The organism is Pseudocolwellia sp. G5-9 (genome assembly GCF_055808995.1).
On the sequence record NZ_CM147893.1, the window covers coordinates 195,935 to 219,396 of the forward strand.

Here is a 23,462-nt window from a genome sequence, read left to right on the forward strand (position 1 = left end):
TTTAGCTATGTCTTGATTCTCTATATTGTTTAGGGGATATACCAATTACTTTTTTAAATAAGCGTGAAAAGTAATAGGGGTCTGTATAACCTAATGCTTCACCAATACTTTTAATATTCTTTTCAGAGTTATCTAAATAAAAACATGCCCTTTGAATTTTCATATTAATAAAATGTTGTATAGGTGAACTATCGGTGAGCTCTTTAAATTTTTTCAAAAAATGAAATTTAGATAGCTGACTATGATGGGCTAAGGCATCTAAACTAAGCTCTTGATGTAAATTATTCTGCATTAGCGTTTCTACATCATTTAAATTAAAAGAGGAATTATTGTTAAAAGACGTAAGTCTTAATTGCAGTGCTAAAAAGCTTAATGATTGTTGTAAAACATGAACGGCATGAATAACGTTAGTGGCGGTATATCCTCTGCTGCCTAACTCAAGTAATTCATCAAAATCGTTAGATATATTAGTTAATGCGCCAACATGAGCGACACCATCATCCATCTTCATTAATAATCTTTGCGCAAAGTAATCAGCTAAACAGCCATCAAAGTTAATCCAAAACAATGCGTTTTTGTGTGCTATTTTTATGTTTTTTTTATTTTCTATTTGTAATTTATATTCAAATGCTTCATTTGGAGAAATAACAACAAGATCACCACGTTTTAACTTTCTTACTTTATTTTTATAATGCAATACTCCATGATCGGTTAATGAATAAATGAGCCAATGGCTACTGGTTCGCTTTTGTTGTATTTGATAAAAATTATTTTGAGATTTTCCAAGAGATATAGGGTACATGCCTTCTGTTAATGGGTGTACTTTCAGTTTATCTAATAAAAATATAGGAATAATTAGCCTAATATCATTCAAGTTTTTTTTTAGTTCAACCTTCCTTTGTTTACCTATAAGCGCGTTACTCATTTTATATTGCCTATTTGAAACTAATAACAATATAGTCCATCAAAATAACAATAAAATCAATTTTAGCGCCTTATTTAGTATGTTTAAATTTTATTATCAAAATAAAAATAGCAATAACGTACTAATTATTAAGTTGGAATATGTACTAACTTTAGGTCTTTGCTTCGTGCATTGTGCATCTTTCAGCTAAGTAGGGTGAGATATTTAAATGAATACTGAACGATACCAATTAAAAAATAAGATAAGAATTGTAACAGCAGCTTCATTATTTGATGGGCACGATGCAGCGATTAATATTATGCGTCGAATTTTACAATCAAGTGGTGCTGAAGTTATTCATTTAGGACATGACCGTAGCGTTGAAGAAGTGGTTAATACGGCAATACAAGAAGATGCTAATGCTATTGCTATGACCTCATACCAAGGTGGTCATAACGAATACTTTAAATATATGTACGACCTATTAAAAGAACGTGGGTGTGAACATATAAAAATCGTTGGCGGTGGTGGTGGTGTAATACTGCCTGACGAAATAAAAATGCTACATGATTATGGAATTACTCGTATTTATTCTCCTGACGACGGCCGTGAGCTTGGCCTTTTAGGGATGATTGATGACATGCTTGAGCGTTGCGACTTTAAAACAGGCATGAATGTGAAAAAAGATGATGTAGCCAATTTAAAGAAAAACGACAAACAAGCCATTGCTCGTTTAATTTCAGCTGCCGAAAATGCACCAGAAGAAAATAAAGCGGCTTTAGACAAAATTCGTAAAATAGCGGCGACTGGTACTACACCAGTTTTAGGTATTACTGGCACGGGTGGAGCAGGTAAATCATCATTAGTTGATGAACTTATTCGTCGATTTTTAATGGCAACTAACGATAGTAAAATCGCTATTGTGTCAGTTGATCCGTCAAAACGTAAAACAGGTGGTGCTTTGTTAGGCGACCGTATTCGTATGAATGCGGTTAATAACGATCGTGTTTATATGCGCTCACTAGCGACTCGTCAATCAAACCTTGCATTATCTGTTTATGTAAACGATACATTAGAGATCCTGAAAGCGACAGATTTTGATTTAATTATTTTAGAAACCTCAGGTATTGGTCAGTCAGATACTGAAATTGAAGAACATTCAGACGTTTCTTTATATGTAATGACACCTGAATACGGCGCAGCAACGCAGTTAGAAAAAATAGACATGCTTGATTTTGCTGACATCATCGCATTAAATAAATTTGATAAACGTGGTGCTTTAGACGCACTTCGTGATGTAAAAAAACAATATAAGCGTAACCGTGGCATGTTTGAAGCCGGCGATGAGGAGGTTCCTGTTTATGGCACTATAGCATCGCAGTTTAATGACCGTGGTATGACTGAACTTTATAATGCGGTAATTACCGCTTTAAATGATAAAGCAGGGTTAGTTGTTGGTGATATCTTGCCAATTGAAGGCACATTAGCTAATAAAAGTAGTGTTATTCCGGGTAACCGTATTCGTTATTTATCTGAAATATCAGAAAATAATCGTAGTTATGACGCTTGGGTAGAAAAACAATCACAAGTTGCGCAAAAGCTTTACGGTATTCATAAAGCGATTGAAACAGCAAAAGAAACAGAAACAGAGGTTTCTGAGCAGTTAGTTATGCAACTTGAAACTTTATATAGCAAAGTTGAGTTGGATCTTGATCCAAAAAACAAACTGTTACTTGAAGAGTGGCAAACTAAAGTTCAACGTTATAAAGACCCTGAGTTCAAATTTAAAGTACGCGATAAAGAATTATCAATTCAAACCCATTCTAAATCACTATCTAATTCTGACATTCCTAAAATCAGTATGCCTAAGTACCAAGGGTGGGGCGACATTCTAAAATGGAGCTTACAAGAAAACGTACCGGGTGAATTTCCATACACTGCGGGTTTATTTCCATTCAAGCGTGAAGGTGAAGATCCAACACGTATGTTCGCAGGTGAAGGTGGTCCAGAAAGAACTAACCGTCGCTTTCATTATGTATCAAAAGGTATGCCGGCAAAACGTTTATCAACGGCATTTGATTCTGTAACTTTGTACGGTAATGATCCTGCTATACGCCCAGATATTTACGGTAAAATAGGTAACGCTGGGGTTTCAATTTGTTGTCTTGATGATGCAAAAAAACTGTATTCAGGTTTTGATTTAGCCCATGCAATGACTTCCGTTTCTATGACCATCAATGGTCCTGCACCTATGTTATTAGGCTTTTTCCTAAACGCCGCCATTGATCAACAGTGTGAACGTTACATTACTGAGCAAGGTTTAGAAAAAGAAACTCAAGCGTTAATTAAAAAAATATATAAAGACAAAGGCTGCGAACGCCCAAGTTACCAAGGGGATTTACCCGAAGGTAATAATGGCTTAGGTTTAATGTTGTTAGGTATTACGGGTGACCAAGTATTGCCTCCTGCTATTTATCAAGAAATAAAAGCAAAAACCTTAACCTTAGTACGAGGAACCGTACAAGCCGATATTCTTAAAGAAGATCAAGCGCAAAATACCTGTATTTTCTCAACAGAATTTGCACTACGTTTAATGGGGGATGTGCAAGAATACTTTATTGAAAAAGGCGTTCGTAACTTCTACTCAGTGTCTATTTCTGGTTATCATATTGCAGAAGCTGGTGCTAACCCGATAACACAATTAGCATTAACGTTAGCCAACGGCTTTACCTTTGTTGAATACTACTTAAGCCGCGGTATGGATATTAACGAATTTGGTCCTAACTTATCATTCTTCTTCTCTAACGGTATTGACCCAGAATACGCAGTAATTGGTCGTGTAGCTCGTCGTATTTGGTCAAAAGCCATGAAAAATAAATATGGCGCTAATCCTCGTGCGCAAATGTTAAAGTATCATATTCAAACATCGGGTCGTTCATTACATGCGCAAGAAATTGATTTCAATGATATTCGTACTACATTACAGGCGTTATATGCAATAAATGATAATTGTAATTCATTACATACTAATGCTTATGATGAAGCTATCACAACTCCAACGGAAGATAGTGTTCGTCGTGCTATGGCTATTCAATTGATTATTAACCGTGAATTAGGACTATCGAAAAATGAGAATCCAATTCAAGGTGCCTTTATTATTGAAGAACTTACAGACTTAGTTGAAGAAGCGGTATTAACTGAATTTGATCGTATTAACGAGCGTGGTGGTGTACTAGGTGCAATGGAAACCATGTACCAACGTGGAAAAATTCAAGAAGAAAGCTTGCATTACGAACACTTAAAACATTCAGGCGAATACCCTATTATTGGAGTAAATACCTTCTTAAGCTCTAAAGGTTCACCAACAGTGGTACCTGATGAAGTTATTCGTGCAACCGAAGAAGAAAAGAATTATCAAATTGAAATGTTAGCAACACTACAAAAAGTCAATAAAGACCAAGCGCAAGTATTGTTGAAAAAACTGCAAACTGCAGCTATTAATCATGAAAATATTTTCGAGTTAATGATGGATGCGTGTAAAGTTTGTTCGTTAGGGCAAATAGTAAGCTCCTTATTTGAAGCTGGCGGTCAATACCGGAGAAATATGTAGTTAATATTCGGTAAATAAATAGCTCAAACCATTAGGGTCTGTTGACCTTTTAGGTATGTTTTTGCAGCAATCTGTTTGATTTTTATACGAGGCATAGTGATTGATGTGTGGTCGTTCCACATAAAATCACTATAACGATGTAGAAATATCAAACAGGCGCTGCCCAAGGGTACATTTAAAAGCGATTTATTCTTCGTTAAACCTTTTTTACATAGATGACTATGTGACAAAATGTTTGCCTTGACTAAAACGCTTTTAAATTGAACAAAAATCATACTCGAAAGATCAACAGGCCCTATAGTTAAGGTAATAGATTTAGGGCTATTAATAAAAGAGAATGAATAAATGAATTCAGTTATTTTTAAAGAGTTTACTTGTCGTCATAATCAAAAAATAGGCATTGCTGAGCTTAATAACCCTAAAGCTTTAAATGCCCTAAATCTTGATATGATCAGATTATTGCATACACAGTTAAAATCTTGGCAGAATGATAAGGATGTTAGTGCCGTTTTATTACAAAGTACTAGCGAAAAAGCATTCTGTGCGGGCGGCGATATTGTAAGCTTATATAACGATATAAAAATAGGCCAACATAACAAAGCACCTTTAGATGATAAAAAGTTAACGCAAAGCTTGTCATCAGATTTTTTTAAAGAAGAATATGCCTTAGATTTATATATTCACGAATATTCAAAACCCATTATTGTTTGGGGTAATGGATTTGTTATTGGTGGTGGATTAGGTCTATTTGCTGGAGCTAGCCATAGAGTTGTTACTGAAAATACACTAATGGCGATGCCTGAAGTTGCTATAGGCTTATACCCTGAAGTTGGTGCAAGCTGGTTTTTAAATAAAATGCCTCATAATATTGGAGAATTTTTAGCTATTACAGGGGCTTTTTTTAACGCAAGTGACGCACAATATTTAGGTTTGTCTAACTTTTCTATTAAACATAGCTATAAAAAAGAAGTCATTGACGTTTTATGTGAAATTGACTGGTCAGAAGGTGAAGACTCTTATAACCAAGTAGATAACGCACTAAACACTTTTGACAAGTTGTCTACTGCTGATATTCCTGAATCATTAATTAAACCTAATCAAGCTGTGATTGCTGATTTAATGAATCTTAATAATATAAACGATATTGCAACTAGCTTAAGTAATACTCAATATAACAATAAATGGCTAAAAGAAGCTCAAGTTAAATTTAATAACGCGAGTGTATTAAGTTCTGCTATTGCATACCAACAACTACAACGCACAAAAACATATTCTAAGGCTCAATGCTTTGAAGCTGAACTGAACTTATCTCGAAGATGTTGTCAGCATAAAGAATTAGAAGAAGGCATAAGAGCTCAATTGATTGATAAAGACAAAAATCCTCAATGGACATATAAACATTGTAAAGAGATAGAACCCGAAGTGATGACGTGGTTCTTTTCTCCTATTAATAGTACTGATTAAGGAATTTACATGAATTTACAAGATAAAGTTATCGTTATAACCGGTGGCGGACAAGGTTTAGGCCGTTCAATGGCTGTATATTTAGCAACTTACGGTGCGAAGTTAGCTTTAATAGATTTAAACGAAGAGTTATTAGCTGAAACCGTCAAGTTAGTTGAAAAGGCAGGTTCAACAGCAAAATACTATTTAGCTAACGTAACCTCTGAATCTGAAGTCGAAAATACTTTTACTCAAATTAATACCGATTTTAATGGTTTTGATGGCTTAATTAATAATGCAGGAATATTACGCGACGGTATGTTTGTAAAAGCTAAAGATGGAGTTGTTACTAAGAAAATGTCTTTAGAGCAATTTCAATCAGTTATTGATGTAAACCTAACAGGTGTGTTTTTATGTGGTCGTGAAGCCACTGTTCACATGATTGAGCAAAAGCGTAAAGGCGTTATTATTAATATGTCGTCTATCGCTCGTGGTGGAAACATGGGGCAAACTAACTATGCAGCATCTAAAGCTGGCGTAGTGGCAATGACAATAACATGGGCAAGAGAACTTGGCAGACATGGCATTCGTGTAGGAGCAATCGCACCAGGCGTTATTCGTACAGCAATGACAGATGCAATGAAACCTGAAATGCGTGACCGTTTAGAAAAAATGAAACCAGTAGGGCGCCTAGGCGAAGCTGATGAAATAGCCCATACCGTGAAATACATTTTTGAAAATGAATTCTTTACAGGTAGAGTTGTTGAGATTGATGGTGGTCTTTGTATGTAATTATCCTTACAGGTAATGAATGCAGTAACGAAAGAAAAGATGAGTTTTACTCGTCTTTTTTGCTATTTAAAGGTTAAATAACCATAAGTTAATATTTACTAAATGTATTTATATGAAAAAAGCATTATTTTTAGACCGAGATGGCATCATTAATGTTGATCACGGATATGTATATAAAATTGAAGAATTTGAATTTATGCCAAAGATCTTTGATTTATGTAAGCTAGCTGTTGAAAAAGGTTATCTTATTATTGTTATTACTAATCAATCAGGGATTGGACGAGGTAAATATACAGAGTTAGATTTTGAAAAACTAACAAAGTGGATGAATGAACAATTCTCTATTAATAGCATTTATATAACAGACGTTTTTTATTGTCCCCATCATCCAGAAAAAGCGATAGGTCATTACTTGAAAACCTGTGATTGTAGAAAACCTGCTCCAGGTTTAATTAATCAAGCTGTAAGCAAATATCAAATAGATGTTACTCAAAGTATATTTATTGGCGATAAGCAATCAGATATCGAGGCTGCAACGTCTGCAGGAATACAAAAGAAAGTTTTATTTTCTCATGTTCATTCACAAAGTCAGAAGTTAGATACCATTTACACTGACGATTTGGATAAAATAAGAACGATTTTTGTATGATTTGTTTGTTAATCAAACAACTTTAAATTAATTTAAAGTTTTTTCAAAATAAGTGTTGACGTCACCTCAAAAATCTCTAAAATGCGCTCCACTTCTTCAGGGAAACCCAGAGAAGGTAAGTATAGGAAATACTTAGTTCACTTAATAAGGATAACGAAGTGAGAGTTTTGATAGGTTTAGTTAGGCTTAATTGACGAATTAAACGAAAGATAACTTTTAAAATCTTTTAAAAAGAATTTCAAAAAGTTGTTGACATCAAAACTGAGACGCGTAGAATGCGCATCTCACTTCAGGCAAGGCCTGCAGCACAAGAGCTTAACGAATGCGATTAACCTCTTGCTTCTTTTATAAAAAGAAGCCTTTCTTTAAAAATTAGTTATCATGCAATTTGTGTGAACACTCACATTAAGATTGATTTTACATAGTCGGTTTTATGTGTTAGGTAGTTTACTACTTAATAAATAGAAAAGACGTAAAACAGCTTATGTTGATGTCACACAAAAAAGTATAATTTGATTTATCAAATTGTACGTTTTATGTAGTTACTGACTTCGGTTGGTAACACGACAGAATTCATTGAGCAGCATCGCAAGATGCACAAACGATTTATAATTGAAGAGTTTGATCATGGCTCAGATTGAACGCTGGCGGCAGGCTTAACACATGCAAGTCGAGCGGAAACGAGGATAGCTTGCTATTCGGCGTCGAGCGGCGGACGGGTGAGTAATGCTTGGGAATATGCCTAATGGTGGGGGACAACAGTTGGAAACGACTGCTAATACCGCATAATGTCTACGGACCAAAGGAGGGGATTCTTCGGAACCTTTCGCCATTTGATTAGCCCAAGTGAGATTAGCTAGTTGGTAAGGTAAAGGCTTACCAAGGCGACGATCTCTAGCTGGTTTGAGAGGATGATCAGCCACACTGGGACTGAGACACGGCCCAGACTCCTACGGGAGGCAGCAGTGGGGAATATTGCACAATGGGCGAAAGCCTGATGCAGCCATGCCGCGTGTGTGAAGAAGGCCTTCGGGTTGTAAAGCACTTTCAGCGAGGAGGAAAGGGTGTAGACTAATACTCTGCATCTGTGACGTTACTCGCAGAAGAAGCACCGGCTAACTTCGTGCCAGCAGCCGCGGTAATACGAGGGGTGCAAGCGTTAATCGGAATTACTGGGCGTAAAGCGTGCGTAGGTGGTTTGTTAAGCAAGATGTGAAAGCCCCGGGCTCAACCTGGGAACTGCATTTTGAACTGGCAAGCTAGAGTATTGTAGAGGGTAGTGGAATTTCCAGTGTAGCGGTGAAATGCGTAGAGATTGGAAGGAACATCAGTGGCGAAGGCGGCTACCTGGACAAATACTGACACTGAGGCACGAAAGCGTGGGGAGCAAACAGGATTAGATACCCTGGTAGTCCACGCCGTAAACGATGTCAACTAGCCGTCTGTAGACTTGATCTGTGGGTGGCGTAGCTAACGCGCTAAGTTGACCGCCTGGGGAGTACGGCCGCAAGGTTAAAACTCAAATGAATTGACGGGGGCCCGCACAAGCGGTGGAGCATGTGGTTTAATTCGATGCAACGCGAAGAACCTTACCATCCCTTGACATCCAGAGAAGAGACTAGAGATAGACTTGTGCCTTCGGGAACTCTGTGACAGGTGCTGCATGGCTGTCGTCAGCTCGTGTTGTGAAATGTTGGGTTAAGTCCCGCAACGAGCGCAACCCCTATCCTTATTTGCTAGCGCGTAATGGCGAGAACTCTAAGGAGACTGCCGGTGATAAACCGGAGGAAGGTGGGGACGACGTCAAGTCATCATGGCCCTTACGGGATGGGCTACACACGTGCTACAATGGCAAGTACAGAGGGCAGCAATACCGCGAGGTGGAGCGAATCCCACAAAGCTTGTCGTAGTCCGGATTGGAGTCTGCAACTCGACTCCATGAAGTCGGAATCGCTAGTAATCGTAGATCAGAATGCTACGGTGAATACGTTCCCGGGCCTTGTACACACCGCCCGTCACACCATGGGAGTGGGTTGCAAAAGAAGTGGCTAGTTTAACCTTCGGGAGGACGGTCACCACTTTGTGATTCATGACTGGGGTGAAGTCGTAACAAGGTAACCCTAGGGGAACCTGGGGTTGGATCACCTCCTTATCTTGAAGTAAAACGTTTTAATGGGAATAGCTGTAAAGCTATTTCAGAGTGTTCACACAAATTGCCTGATAACAAAAAAGAAGAAGTCCAACATCTAGCTTTGGATTCTATACAATAGGTCTGTAGCTCAGCTGGTTAGAGCGCACCCCTGATAAGGGTGAGGTCGGCAGTTCAAGTCTGCCCAGACCTACCAATTTAAATTTCTACTGCGTTATTTAACAAAGCGTTTAAAGAAGATTAAACGTCATCATTAAAGGCCTTGTGAAAATGTAAATTACAGTAGGATACTTCTTCAAAGAAAGAATAGAGACCAAATTTAACGTATCTCAACGTTTAACGAGATAGTTTAGATTTGGTTTTTTACCGGAAACGTTCCGTACGTTTCTCGGATTTTCCTCCATCCGTGGAGGTCAAACCAAAATTTTAGCCGAATGCGTGCTGAGATTAAGTTCTTTAACAATCTGGAAAGCTGATATAAATACCGGTATTTATATAGCACTCAACAGTGTCGCGCTGTTGTTTGTAACGTATAAATACCAAGCTATTGTTACTTCTTTTATCGGGAAGTGATGATGGTGGTCATGTTTCCTCCTCGGAAATGTGATCAACCCGATAACAAGCTTCTTATTTATAAGGAACTGTTATCAACTCTTATTCAAGACACACAATGTGTGCGTGAAAATGTCAGACTTTACAATTGCTGTGGTTTAGTCACCACGGTGTACTTAATATTCTTTCGAGACTATTTAGGGTTGTATGGTTAAGTGACTAAGCGTATGTGGTGGATGCCTTGGCAGTTAGAGGCGATGAAGGACGTGTTAATCTGCGAAAAGCTTTGGTGAGGTGATAAAAACCGTTACAGCCAAAGATATCCGAATGGGGAAACCCACCCGTCGTAAGGCGGGTATCGCTACCTGAATACATAGGGTAGCGAGGCGAACCGGGAGAACTGAAACATCTAAGTACCCCGAGGAAAAGAAATCAACCGAGATTTCGTTAGTAGCGGCGAGCGAACGCGAATTAGCCCTTAAGTGGTTTGTAAGTTAGTGGAATCTACTGGAAAGTAGAGCGATACAGGGTGATAGCCCCGTACACGAAAATAAACTTACCATGAAATCGAGTAGGTCGGCACACGTGAAACGTTGACTGAACATGGGGGGACCATCCTCCAAGGCTAAATACTCCTAACTGACCGATAGTGAACCAGTACCGTGAGGGAAAGGCGAAAAGAACCCCTGTGAGGGGAGTGAAATAGAACCTGAAACCGCATACGTACAAGCAGTGGGAGCCCGATTTAGTCGGGTGACTGCGTACCTTTTGTATAATGGGTCAGCGACTTATATTTTGTAGCAAGGTTAACCGAATAGGGGAGCCGTAGCGAAAGCGAGTGTTAACTGCGCGTTTAGTTGCAAGGTATAGACCCGAAACCCGGCGATCTACCCATGGGCAGGTTGAAGGTTGAGTAACATCAACTGGAGGACCGAACACACGTATGTTGAAAAATGCGGTGATGACTTGTGGGTCGGAGTGAAAGGCTAATCAAGCCGGGAGATAGCTGGTTCTCCCCGAAATCTATTTAGGTAGAGCCTCGCACGAACACCATTGGGGGTAGAGCACTGTTAAGGCTAGGGGGTCATCCCGACTTACCAACCCTTTGCAAACTCCGAATACCAATGAGTGATATGCGGGAGACACACTGCGGGTGCTAACGTCCGTTGTGAAGAGGGAAACAACCCAGACCGCCAGCTAAGGTCCCAAAGTACTAGTTAAGTGGGAAACGATGTGGAAAGGCATAGACAGCTAGGAGGTTGGCTTAGAAGCAGCCATCCTTTAAAGAAAGCGTAATAGCTCACTAGTCGAGTCGGTCTGCGCGGAAGATGTAACGGGGCTAAACTAGTCACCGAAGCTGCGGATTTGAACTTAGGTTCAAGTGGTAGGGGAGCGTTCTGTAAGCCGTTGAAGGTGTGTTGTAAAGCATGCTGGAGGTATCAGAAGTGCGAATGCTGACATGAGTAACGATAAGGGGAGTGAAAAACTCCCCCGCCGAAAGACCAAGGTTTCCTGTCCCATGTTAATCAGGGCAGGGTAAGTCGGCCCCTAAGGCGAGGCGGAAACGCGTAGTCGATGGGAAACAGATTAATATTTCTGTACTTCTATATATTGCGAAGGAGGGACGGAGTAGGCTAGGTGAGCACGGCGTTGGTAGTCCGTGTGAAAGACTGTAGGTGGGTGACTTAGGTAAATCCGGGTTGCTGTTAACACTGAGAGTCGAGACGAGTCTCTACGGAGATGAAGTCATTGATGCCATGCTTCCAGGAAAAGCTTCTAAGCTTCAGATATATAGGAACCGTACCCCAAACCGACACAGGTGGTTAGGTAGAGAATACTAAGGCGCTTGAGAGAACTCGGGTGAAGGAACTAGGCAAAATAGTACCGTAACTTCGGGAGAAGGTACGCTCTCTGGTGTGAATCCCTTGCGGAGTAAGCACAGGAGAGTCGAAGTAACCAGGTGGCTGGAACTGTTTATTAAAAACACAGCACTGTGCAAAATCGAAAGATGACGTATACGGTGTGACGCCTGCCCGGTGCCGGAAGGTTAATTGATTGGGTTAGCTCTGCGAAGCTCATGATCGAAGCCCCGGTAAACGGCGGCCGTAACTATAACGGTCCTAAGGTAGCGAAATTCCTTGTCGGGTAAGTTCCGACCTGCACGAATGGCGTAATCATGGCCACACTGTCTCCACCCGAGACTCAGTGAAATTGAAATTGCGGTTAAGATGCCGTATACCCGCGGCTAGACGGAAAGACCCCGTGAACCTTTACTATAGCTTGACAGTGAACATTGCTCCTACATGTGTAGGATAGGTGGGAGGCTTTGAAGATGCGTCGCCAGATGTGTTGGAGCCAACCTTGAAATACCACCCTTGTATGCGTGATGTTCTAACCTAGGGCCCTAATCGGGCTTGGGGACACTGTCTGGTGGGTAGTTTGACTGGGGCGGTCTCCTCCCAAAGAGTAACGGAGGAGCACGAAGGTTGGCTAAGTACGGTCGGACATCGTACGGTTAGTGCAATGGCATAAGCCAGCTTAACTGCGAGACAGACACGTCGAGCAGGTACGAAAGTAGGTCATAGTGATCCGGTGGTTCTGTATGGAAGGGCCATCGCTCAACGGATAAAAGGTACTCCGGGGATAACAGGCTGATACCGCCCAAGAGTTCATATCGACGGCGGTGTTTGGCACCTCGATGTCGGCTCATCACATCCTGGGGCTGAAGTCGGTCCCAAGGGTATGGCTGTTCGCCATTTAAAGTGGTACGCGAGCTGGGTTTAGAACGTCGTGAGACAGTTCGGTCCCTATCTGCCGTGGGCGTTTGAGAATTGAAGAGGGCTGCTCCTAGTACGAGAGGACCGGAGTGGACGAACCGCTGGTGTTCGGGTTGTTATGCCAATAGCATTGCCCGGTAGCTACGTTCGGAACTGATAACCGCTGAAAGCATCTAAGCGGGAAACAGGCTTTGAGATGAGTTCTCACTGGAGCTTTAAGCTCCCTAAAGGGTCGTTGGAGACTACAACGTTGATAGGTCAGGTGTGTAAGGGTTGTGAGGCCTTGAGCTAACTGATACTAATTGCCCGTGAGGCTTAACCATACAACACCTAAATAGTTTTGTATGAAGTTTGACACACTCTATGAGTGACACGTACACATGTGCGAATAAGAGATTAAAACGTATTTATAGTTCAATGAAAATAATTTTTTGTTGAAAGGCTTTCAAGATTGACCTTTTTTGTCTAGCGACAATAGCGATGTAGACCCACCTGATCCCATTCCGAACTCAGAAGTGAAATGCATTAGCGCCGATGGTAGTGTGGGAGTTCCCATGTGAGAGTAGGACATTGCTAGGCTTCTCATTAAGAAAAGCCCGATTCGAAAGAGTCGGGCTTTTTGCTGTCTGGTGTTAAACATTGCAGCAGTCGTTCCAAGGTCGAAAGTGTGTAGAATTTTTTATGTGAGGTCCTGTACATATACCAATCGAAATAACCCATTCATTATTTATACTTGCCTTAATGACCAATTATACCAATTAGTCTAATTATATGATCTAATGTCATTTATTTACTCATAATAAATGACATTGAACACTTATAGCTCACAAGAATTAAAAATACTCTCCAACAAAGTAATACCAATTAGTCTAATTATGTGATCTAATGTCATTTATTTACTCATAATAAATGACATTGAACACTCATAGCTCACAAGAATTAAAAATACTCTCCAACAAAGTAAAAGATCATCGAATGAGGCTGCGCTTGCTAGCCGTTTCACATTTTAAATCGGGTAAGAATAGATCAGAAGTTGCTAGAACACTTAATATTAGTAGAAGAATTGTTAATGATTGGGTTGCGAACTACATCAACGAAGGTTTATACCAATTAGTCTAATTATATGATCTAATTGGTATTACCACCGTATTCACCTGAGTTGAATCCAATAGAGCAAGTTTGGAGTTGGTTGCGCCAACATCATTTAGCGAATAGGTGCTTTCAAGGCTATGATGACATCCTCGATGCTTGCTCTGATGCATGGAACTCATTTGTGAGTGATGCAAAGCGGGTCATGAAAATGTGTAGTAGAGATTGGATTAAGGTGGGAAAAACTTAAGATGGAATGGTATTACATTGTTATTTAATAATTAGAGCACTCCCTATTATAATAAATGCCTCGCCTACAGGACGTTGGTGCTTAGGTTCCGTCTGGAACGATGAACCTGTGTATTTGACCATTTATTCTTCGTATAAAATAGGTCAATTCATTAATGCGTTTGGTATTAATTAACCCGAACTCGGCTTAATAAATGTTCTTCTAGCAGCTGTTTTTACTAACTTCTGCGTTAAATTCACTTGCAATAGGCCAGCTATTGACGCGTAAATTTGTCTTGAATTAAGTAAAATTATCAAGCTAGAAGCGAACTGATTTTTTAGTGATTACTTTTCAATGAGTTAACTATATCTTAACCCGAACTCAGGTTAATTAGTTATTTTGGTTAAGGAATAATTGATTTTTAGAAATACCTTTAAATCATTATTCTTTTTTAAATAACAATTATACCTGTCTATAAAATGACTAGGGATTTCAAGGGATTCACTTTCTTTAAAACCTATGTCTTTATATAAGCGGTATAACTTTTTATCAGCAAAACAAATAATATGATTATGTTCCCATTGTAGTGTTTCTATTAATAGCTTGGCATAACCTTTTTCTCTATAAAGGGGAGTAATTAATAATGCATGCAACAATCCATATTGACTACTATTAGTGATATAAGAAAGTATTACACTGCCAATGATGACGTTGTCCATTTTTATTATATAAGTATGATCGTAGCCCATAAAACTCGCTGAGTAGTTGTTGTCTTTATAAAAGCGTTTAATATCTTTTTTATCTTGTTTTGTCGCTTTATTTATTTCAAACATTTTTAGCAGTTCTTCATTACTATCGGCTATTGAGTTATGTATTTTACAGCGAAAATAATAATAAAATCTGCTAATTATTTTTTATTACATGCCGATATAAATATTAAGATGATTTGTGGGTGTGCTTAATTGCTTGTAGATAATATAAAAAATGAGATATTAATAAATGAATTGCAGTTAGGTGAGCAGCTTAACCAATGTGTTCATAAAAAAGAACGGTCTCAATTTTCTTTATTACTGGCGATGCTTACTGATGATGTTCAAGCTCACGCACAGTTCTCACTTCCTAAATCAGAAATAGCTACATCTCAAACAGACGAAGATAATTTAAGGAAGCAGTTTAAGTTACCTCAAGCGCAGCTTTTATCATTAAAGGAGATAGAGCAAGTTGGATCTTATAACCAAGCTGACTTAGTTCAAGGTAATAATTTATCAGAACTCCGTTTACTCAATGCCATTAATCCAACCCCTCTTGCCTTTAGAGACGACAAAAAATTTATAGCAAAAAATATACTAGAAAATACTAGCCTTTATTGCCAGAAAAAGTATAAGAGTAAAAAATTAGATAACGACTTTAAAGCAGCTAGGTTAGATTTTAAAGCGGCAGAGTGGTTAAACTCTATAAATGAAAGCATAAATTTAACATTGGAAAAGTCGGTTATTTAAAGCTAGTTATTAAATTAGCTAAAAATTTTAAATATAATTTTGCATAATATATAAAAACAGCGCTAGGCATTATTAGTAACTTCAAATCCAGTCAGATTGAAACCCTCGCAGACCTATTAACACTGTATGTGATCAATAAAGCTTATGGATCGATACTGTCACTATTAGAACCTTAAAGCTACCTTAAAGTCCTTGGCATGGTTGGTGTTAGCTGAAAAATTCATCGATACTACATCTGACAATAGTTAACCTCAATTCGGGATAAGCAAAGTTACTCAACAAGCTATTTTTGCGCTACTACTATTAGATAGAAAAATTTGCCTTGTTATACACAAAAATATCACTGTTGAGAGACTAATATAGCTTAGGAGAACAACGATACAGATTAAGTTTCTCATAAATAAGTATTTTAATTCATTCTCTAACATTCATTAACCCGAGTTGAGGTTAGTTAACCTTATTTGATAAAGGCTTTTACTCGTTGGGATTATTAAATGCAAGGAGCACAACAGGCACAGAGCATCATTGGTTAATTATACTGAAGAAATTATTTTGATTTATATTGTTGTAAATAGGTATATCGAATACTACACCTCTGAATTTATTGATAAAACGATTTACTTATCGGTTCTGAGGAAAGCAGTAAAACCTTTATCTTATATTTTTGTAAAGCTGACTTATTCTTTGTAGCTTATAGAAACAGAAGTTTACCTTATATAGAAAATAGGTACTTAAGTCAGAATAGAGTTTTAAGTGGGGGGCTGCAGAAGGGATTTTTGTTTATATACCATAGTAATTAAACCGAATTTATTTACAGGGTATTTTGCTTTTATTCCAGCAGCTTGTATATATACCCTTTACCAATCAAAAGGCTATTTCAGAGCTCTTGAGCGATATCAATTCAAGGAATGCTTTGTAATAATGGTTGCTCCCTTATAAAAAGCATTGTTGATGAAGTTATTTTGCTCAAGCGCTTCTTCGATGGGTCTAAAAACAATTTATACTGCGTTATTAACTTTAGTCAGGTTCTTACATGGATGTAGACCTTAGATTTCGTTTGGAACGTGAAATCTGTGCATAAATTGTTTTTAGTTCCCACTGAAACCTGCATCTTGAATGATAACGGGTATATTAATAATAAAACTGAGGGGAGAGCTTGTTGCACCATTAAGTTTGGGAAGTCGTAAACTTATAGTACAACAAACTCAAAAGAGTATTCATTTAAATACTCTTTTTAAAGCAAGATATTAACCCTTAGTTATTTTAAGTACTTGAGCGTGCTTAGAAGGAGAACCTGCGGGTAGGTTAACCATTAAACCTTTAGCTGTTTGTGTAAACGTTAATGTACCTTTATGACCAATTAATTCAACTTTAGCGATTTTATCTGTATAGTTTTTAGAATTAATACTACGAATTGTTACCTTCGCATTATCACCCGGCCACGCTAACATTGTTGCGTATAAAGTTCCTTCGTTTTGGGTAAAACGAATATCGCTGCTGTTAAAGTCTTTACGGTTTTTCTCAGCATCATTCGAGTTTTTACCATCTGGTACGTAAGTTTCACCTTCACCGTAAGTTATCCAAGGTCGAGTGTTATAAACCGCTTCACCATTTACAGCTAACCAATCACCAATTTCTTTTAGTAAAGCAATTTCTGGTTCAGGAATTGTTCCATCAGGTTTTGGACCAATGTTTAATAACAAAGAGCCATTTTTAGAAATTATATCCATTAAATCATCTACTAATGAATTAGCATTGCGATATTTATGGTTAGTTACATATCCCCAAGATGATAAAGATACAGAAGTATCTGTTTGCCAAAAATGGGGATGAATATCCGTCATGCCACCACGTTCAATATCTAACACGGCCGAACCAGGAGGGAACGAGCGCATGTCTGCATGTTCTTTGTAGTTAAGCGCAGGCATGTTTTTCCAGTTAACACCTTTGTTATAGTAGTAACTTGTAAACTGCTTTACGTGATCATGAAATGGTTTTGACGCCATCCACCAATCGAACCAAATAAGTTCAGGTTCGTATTTATCAACGATTTCTACAGTACGTAATAACCAGTCGTCCATAAATTCTTGGCTAGGTGGTGTTAAACCATCTTCTGAAGATTTCCTGTTAACCGCTGGACCGTATAAGTCACGAAACTCTTCGTTTTGTACATCTGATGGGAATTCTCTACCGCCATCATAGAACCACCAGTTTTCAGCTCTATGGCTTGATAAACCAAAATGAATATCTGTTTTATCTGTGGCATCTTTTAATTCTTGAATTACATCACGTTTAGGTCCCATTTCAACAGAATCCCAACGGGTGTAAGAATTGTCATACATTGAAAATCCATCGTGATGTTCAGCAACAGGAACAATATATTTTGCACCTGAATCTTTAATAATCTTCAACCATTCGTCAGCATTAAATTTTTCAGCTTTAAATTGAGGAATAAAGTCTTTATAACCAAATTCAGTTTGGTTACCAAATTTCTCTTCATGGTAAGTTTTTTCTTCGTTTGACTTTTGATACATTTTTCTTGGGTACCATTCGCCATTATGAGCAGGTACTGAATAAACGCCCCAATGTATAAAAATGCCAAACTTAGCATCTTGATACCAATCTGGAATTTTATAATTAGTTAAAGAGTCCCAGTTTGCTTTGAAAGGGCCTTGATTAGCCACGGCTTTAATTTCAGCAAGTTTAGCTGAGTTATCTAAAGCAGCTGAAGTATTATTTTTAGTTGTATTAGTGTCAGCACTACATGCTGTTAAACCTAAAGCTACTGCTATGGCTAATGTACTTTTAAATGTTGTTAGCGTTTGTTTTTTCATTTTCATTAATTTTCGTTGGTTGATGACTCAAAAAATGTATACGACACTATAATTTCAAATGCAGCATGATTGCAAATTTATTTATATATAAAACCAGTGTTTTTAATATGCATTACCGCAAATCATTCTTGTTTAATTTAAAAACACAGGCGCTTATGTGTTCTAATGTATTGAAATTATTGGTTTTAAATTTATATTGTTTTTTTATATATTGGCTTGTGGAATTGAATTTTATTGACTTTACTTTATTTATGTAAGATTGTTGGTAAAATTCAAATATTACATATAAAAATATAGTTTAATCCGTAAGGGTATAATTAACAGTATAGAGTATATAAAACACTTACTTATTGTTCTAAGTTTTTATTTTCTTTACACAAAGTTTTGCCAGTGTTTTAACGTTTAGTACGGCGTCTGAACGAAGTCAGTTTAACATTAATCAAGATTGGCAATATCGTAAAAGTAAAGTAGAAACGGCGTATGACAGTAATACATGGTCTAACAAATGCTGAAAAAGTGTAACTTTGCCTCATGCTTATCAGCTAACGTTGATTAATACCAATCGCAATAACCCATTGATCATTTATACTCGTAATCGCCAATTACATCGTTATTTATTTAATCATTAGAACACTTTTTATTAAAATAAATACCTCGCCTACAGGAAGTAGGTGGCTTATAAGCTGCGCAAGGCAATGCATTATATGTTTTTGAAAGTGACGGTAAAAAAATCTCTTTAGTTATAAAATCGTTAAATTTAAATGAAGCAATAAGAACACTTATATTTTATTTAATCTTGCTGGTTAAAAATTATGGAAAAAAGTATGAAAAAATTAATATCTTGTTTGCGCTGGCGCTACATCAGCCAAAGTTTAGTTTGTTTGTGGTTTGCATTATTTATGTGTACAGCGCAGGCAAAAGAAGTAGAAATTGAAAAATGGGAAGTTGTTGATATTCCTATTAACGCAACGGTAAACGCTAAACAATTATTTACCGTTGATGCTAATGCCATTTTTTCTCATACCTCAGGTAAAAAAATGACAGTACCGGTTTTTTATAATGGTGGAAATGAATGGTTAATTCGTTTTTCAGCATCAGATATTGGTAACTGGACATACAAAATAGAAAGTAAACAAAAATCGCTTAATGGTCGAGCAGGTCGTGTAAAGGTTGTGCAAAATGCTGATACAACTAACCATGGTGGTGTTATTTTAAGTAGCATAAATAAACAAAATTTTTACTACGAAGATGGTACGCCTTACTTTGTATTAGGTTATGAACTCGATTGGTTATTTGCTTTAGATTACGAAAATGATCAGGGCTTACCTAAAAGCGAACATTTACTTTCTTTAATTAAAGAAAATGGTTTTAACCATATTGTGATGAATGTTTATTCTCATGATGTGAGTTGGGATAAAGATCCTAAATTAGCGAGTCACCCTGAGCATGAGTTTGGTGGTAAACAAAATATATTTCCCTTTTTAGGTTCGAATGAAAAACCGGATCACTCAGCGTTAAATATTGAATTTTTTAAAAAGTTTGATCGTACCGTACAACTTTTACACGACAAACGACTTGTCGCTCATTTAATGATTTATGTGTGGAACAAATTAGTCAGTTGGCCTGAAATGAATAGTGAAGCTGATAATATGTACTTTGACTATATTGTTAAGCGCTATCAAGCGTATCCAAATGTTGTGTGGGACATATCTAAAGAAGCTTTATATTACGGCCGAGCAGACGAAGCTTACATTAAAGATCGTATAGATCGTTTACGTGCGCTTAATTATTATCAAAGATTAGTAACCGTTCACGACTATAAATACTGTACTAAATACCCAGAGCAAGTTGATTTTATTTCGACGCAAGATTGGAAGCATGATATTTATAATCAAATGTTAAATGTGCGTAAAAAGTTTCCTAATAAACCTATTTACAACATTGAACACGGAGGTTATGAACAATCACCTTATCTGGTATTTCCTGGTGACTATGTAGATCCTGAAGTGTCTGTTCGACGTAACTGGATGATTTTATTCGCAGGTGTTTACACAACATATTATTGGCAAGGTAGTTCATGGAATGTGATTATTTATAATCCTTTTGAACAACCTGAAAACTATGTAAAACCGCGTTTTGATTATTTTCAGCATATGAATAACTTTTTCACTCAGTACGATTTCTCTACATTTAAGCCCGCACCTAATAAAAATGGTTCAGGATATACGCTGCAAAATAATGACGATACTTATTTGATTTACGTGCCAAAAGGTAATTATCAAATGTCGAGAGGGGATTGGTTTTTACAAAATGTTAAAAATGGTGTGAGTTTTGAAAATAAACAAACGCGTAATTACCGGTGGTTTAATACCTTAACAGGTGAGTTTACTGAGCCTAAAACAATAACAAAAGGCATGCTTTTTATATCCCCATGGAGAGGACAAGCAGATAGTATTCTTATTAGTGAGTTAGTTAATAATTAATGTAATAGTGTGTTGAGTGCAGTAAGAGCGGTTTAACTTAAGAATAAAAGCAGAAATAACATTCGATAGAATAACTTTTATGCTATATTTATTTTATGGTACTCAACGCATTATACCGATGGAATTAAACCTTTTAGACATTATTAAGCTTGGTCGAAAATATATCAGCCTTTGGCCTGAACGTATCGAACTCGCCCAATACTTTAAAGATTATCGCACAGTTCAAGTTGCGCGTTTTGCTTGTAAATATTTACCTGCTATGGCGCTTTTTGTTTTTGTGATGCAATTATATTTTGGTGGCTATGAGTTATTGCCTCAAGCTTTAGTATACGGGTTATTTATTTTAAGTATGCCGGTACAAGCTTTAGTTATTTCAGGTGTCAAAGCTGATAAGTTTTTACCTCCTGATCTAGCTGCGTGGTACAAGGAAGGTGTTGCTAAATTTAATCAAAATGGTGGCGATATTAAGCTTTCGGTAAGTAAGCCTCGTTATATCGACTTAGCTCAATTATTAAATATTACCTATCGCAGTATGCCGATCAAATAATTTATAACTCAACTTTTGAATTTTTTATCTATTAAAAAGCCCGTAATAATTAACCTTACGGGCTTTTTGTTTTTTATTGTTTTAATAACGTACTTATCCAATCTATATACTTATTATGAATAAATATTACTTATTTTGATAAGCTCTCCAGCCACCAAACTCACTTATGTCAGTGCCTATTTCAGCTGAATAACCTTCGGCGATAAATCCTGTTAATGTTTCACCTGAATCTAATTCAACTTTACCTATGCCCAATGGTGCGGCAATTCCTTCAACAAAAGAACCAAATTCACTTATAGGTAGGCTCCATACTTCAACATCAAATGCGTTTCCATTGGCTGAATCTTTGAGTAATGCCGGTCGTTCGACAGCTCCACTAATGGCATACATTTTATAAGCTGCGGCTGTTTTTGTTGCGTGCTTTAGCATGCCGCCACGATCCGTTAATTGCCAATTTAACGCCATACCTGATAAATGAGCACCAGCAACAACAATATCTATAAAACCTTTACTAGGTGCTAGTGTCGATTTTGTTGGCGTATATTCAATACCTGTAGCGCCAAGAGGTAACTTATTAGCATTTCGTATACGACTAGCAAGTGTTAATAGCTTTTGGTCTGTCATCGCAGCGCTGAATAACGTAATACCGAAGGGCATTTTTGTTTCAGAAATAGAGGTAGGCACAGCAAGAGCTGCGTAATCAAGTATGTTCATGAAATTAGTGTAATAACCTAATTGTGAATTTCTCTCGATAGGTTTTTCATTAATTTCTTCAATGGTAAAATGTCTGCCTGCCGTTGGTGTTATTAATACATCAACACTTGCGACTAATCTATCGGCTTTTTGTTTAAAGTCTTGTACTTTATAAAATGCTGAAAAAGCATCTGTTGCTTTGTATTTGGTGCCATTGCTAATAATAGCGCGTGTTACATCCATCATCGCAGCAGGATTTTTGGTCATTATATCTTCTGTTGCTACGTAACGTTCTGCTATCCAAGGTCCGTCATATAATAATTTGGCTGTATCAAAAAAAGGTGAAAAGTCCATTTCAACTTTAGTACCACCAATCGCTTCTAATTGCTGAATTGCTTCAAAATAAGCTTTCTCGTAACTATCACTCCCAAAAAAGGCGAGCTGTTCAAATTGCGGAATAGCGAAGGTAAACTTTTCAGGAAAAGGAACTTGGCCTTGATTGGTTATAGGATTTTTTCTAGCGTAGCCGTCAGATTCATCAAAGTCTGCCGCTACAGCAAATACTGTTTGAGCATCCTCTGCGGTTAAGCTAAATACACTGGTACAATCTAAACTTTTACAAGCGCGCACCATGCCCGTTGAAGAAAACAAACCTATTGATGGTTTTAAGCCAACTAAGTTATTAAAACATGCTGGTACTCGGCCAGAACCTGCTGTGTCGGTTCCTAATGAAAACGTTGTTAATCCAACAGCTGTTACCACAGATGACCCCGCGCTTGACCCCCCAGAAATATAGTTAGGATCAAAGCTATTTGGTGTTACGCCATAAGGTGAACGTGTACCGTTTAAGCCTGTAGCGAATTGGTCGAGGTTTGTTTTTCCTAAAGGTATTGCGCCAGCGGCAATTAATTGCTCAACAACATGTGCCGATTTTTCAGGTACATAACTAAATTCAGGGCAAGCAGCGGTTGTTGGTATACCAGCTAAATCTATATTGTCTTTTATTGCAAACGGGATCCCCCAAAGAGGGCAGTCTTCAATCGACTTTTCTGCTAAAGCAGTAAGATAAGGGCTTACTTCTTGATGGGATAATAAATGGATCCAAGCTTCCGGATATTCAACGGCTTTACTTAACAATGTTTTGATTAAGCTATCAGGTGTTTGTTCGCCATTTTTATAAGCTTGATGAATAGCGCTAATGGTTAAGTTCAT

The 23,462-nt window shown here is 37.6% G+C and carries 12 protein-coding genes, 1 tRNA gene, 3 rRNA genes and 1 pseudogene; 13 read left to right on the forward strand and 4 right to left on the reverse strand.

Annotated features, from left to right (window positions below; all coding sequences use genetic code 11):
* Window position 1 precedes the first annotated feature (1 nt).
* Window positions 2-925 (reverse strand): AraC family transcriptional regulator, encoded by a 924-nt coding sequence (locus AC0L5Q_RS00785; RefSeq protein ID WP_473613621.1) that lies wholly within the window; start codon window positions 923-925, stop codon window positions 2-4.
* Between the two features lie 208 nt (window positions 926-1,133).
* Here AC0L5Q_RS00785 and AC0L5Q_RS00790 point away from each other — a divergent pair, with 208 nt between their 5' ends.
* The 10 genes and pseudogenes from AC0L5Q_RS00790 to AC0L5Q_RS00835 form a co-directional block, all read left to right on the forward strand.
* Complete coding sequence (locus AC0L5Q_RS00790) at window positions 1,134-4,514, forward strand: methylmalonyl-CoA mutase family protein (protein ID WP_473613622.1); 3,381 nt, start codon at window positions 1,134-1,136, stop codon at window positions 4,512-4,514.
* A 345-nt stretch (window positions 4,515-4,859) separates the two neighbouring features.
* Window positions 4,860-5,978, forward strand: coding sequence for an enoyl-CoA hydratase/isomerase family protein (locus tag AC0L5Q_RS00795; RefSeq protein WP_473613623.1), 1,119 nt, complete (start codon window positions 4,860-4,862; stop codon window positions 5,976-5,978).
* A 9-nt stretch (window positions 5,979-5,987) separates the two neighbouring features.
* The gene (locus AC0L5Q_RS00800; RefSeq protein ID WP_473613625.1) at window positions 5,988-6,749 is read left to right on the forward strand and encodes an SDR family oxidoreductase; all 762 of its coding nucleotides are present in this window, start codon (window positions 5,988-5,990) and stop codon (window positions 6,747-6,749) included.
* A 112-nt stretch (window positions 6,750-6,861) separates the two neighbouring features.
* The gene (gmhB, locus tag AC0L5Q_RS00805) at window positions 6,862-7,398 is read left to right on the forward strand and encodes a D-glycero-beta-D-manno-heptose 1,7-bisphosphate 7-phosphatase (RefSeq protein WP_473613627.1); all 537 of its coding nucleotides are present in this window, start codon (window positions 6,862-6,864) and stop codon (window positions 7,396-7,398) included.
* A gap of 609 nt (window positions 7,399-8,007) precedes the next feature.
* A 16S ribosomal RNA gene (locus AC0L5Q_RS00810) occupies window positions 8,008-9,550 on the forward strand.
* Between the two features lie 116 nt (window positions 9,551-9,666).
* A tRNA-Ile gene (locus tag AC0L5Q_RS00815) sits at window positions 9,667-9,743 on the forward strand.
* A 565-nt stretch (window positions 9,744-10,308) separates the two neighbouring features.
* Window positions 10,309-13,199, forward strand: a 23S ribosomal RNA gene (locus AC0L5Q_RS00820).
* A 141-nt stretch (window positions 13,200-13,340) separates the two neighbouring features.
* Window positions 13,341-13,455: ribosomal RNA gene (gene rrf / locus AC0L5Q_RS00825) — 5S ribosomal RNA — on the forward strand.
* The 16S, 23S and 5S rRNA genes sit together here with 1 tRNA gene alongside, the layout of an rRNA operon.
* 330 nt (window positions 13,456-13,785) lie before the next feature.
* The gene (locus tag AC0L5Q_RS00830) at window positions 13,786-13,995 is read left to right on the forward strand and encodes a helix-turn-helix domain-containing protein (RefSeq protein WP_473613628.1); all 210 of its coding nucleotides are present in this window, start codon (window positions 13,786-13,788) and stop codon (window positions 13,993-13,995) included.
* Window positions 13,996-14,008: 13 nt separating this feature from the next.
* Window positions 14,009-14,215, forward strand: a pseudogene (locus AC0L5Q_RS00835) (transposase); the annotation flags it as partial.
* Between the two features lie 365 nt (window positions 14,216-14,580).
* Here the strand turns inward: AC0L5Q_RS00835 and AC0L5Q_RS00840 are convergent.
* The gene (locus AC0L5Q_RS00840) at window positions 14,581-15,027 is read right to left on the reverse strand and encodes a GNAT family N-acetyltransferase (RefSeq protein WP_473613631.1); all 447 of its coding nucleotides are present in this window, start codon (window positions 15,025-15,027) and stop codon (window positions 14,581-14,583) included.
* 129 nt (window positions 15,028-15,156) lie between these two features.
* On the opposite strand from AC0L5Q_RS00840, the gene AC0L5Q_RS00845 reads away from it, so the two are divergent.
* Window positions 15,157-15,693, forward strand: a complete 537-nt coding sequence (locus tag AC0L5Q_RS00845) for a VC2046/SO_2500 family protein (RefSeq protein ID WP_473613633.1) — start codon at window positions 15,157-15,159, stop codon at window positions 15,691-15,693.
* Window positions 15,694-16,940: 1,247 nt separating this feature from the next.
* On the opposite strand, the gene AC0L5Q_RS00850 is transcribed toward AC0L5Q_RS00845, so the two are convergent.
* A complete protein-coding gene (locus AC0L5Q_RS00850; protein ID WP_473613635.1) occupies window positions 16,941-18,533 on the reverse strand; it encodes an alpha-L-fucosidase in 1,593 nt (530 codons plus the stop codon).
* An 818-nt stretch (window positions 18,534-19,351) separates the two neighbouring features.
* Here AC0L5Q_RS00850 and AC0L5Q_RS00855 point away from each other — a divergent pair.
* A complete protein-coding gene (locus tag AC0L5Q_RS00855) occupies window positions 19,352-21,010 on the forward strand; it encodes an apiosidase-like domain-containing protein (protein ID WP_473613637.1) in 1,659 nt (552 codons plus the stop codon).
* Between the two features lie 79 nt (window positions 21,011-21,089).
* Complete coding sequence (gene yfbV / locus AC0L5Q_RS00860; protein ID WP_473613639.1) at window positions 21,090-21,557, forward strand: terminus macrodomain insulation protein YfbV; 468 nt, start codon at window positions 21,090-21,092, stop codon at window positions 21,555-21,557.
* A gap of 126 nt (window positions 21,558-21,683) precedes the next feature.
* Here yfbV and atzF read toward each other — a convergent pair whose 3' ends face one another.
* Window positions 21,684-23,462: an allophanate hydrolase gene (atzF, locus tag AC0L5Q_RS00865; RefSeq protein ID WP_473613642.1), complete on the reverse strand. Its 1,779-nt coding sequence runs from the start codon at window positions 23,460-23,462 to the stop codon at window positions 21,684-21,686.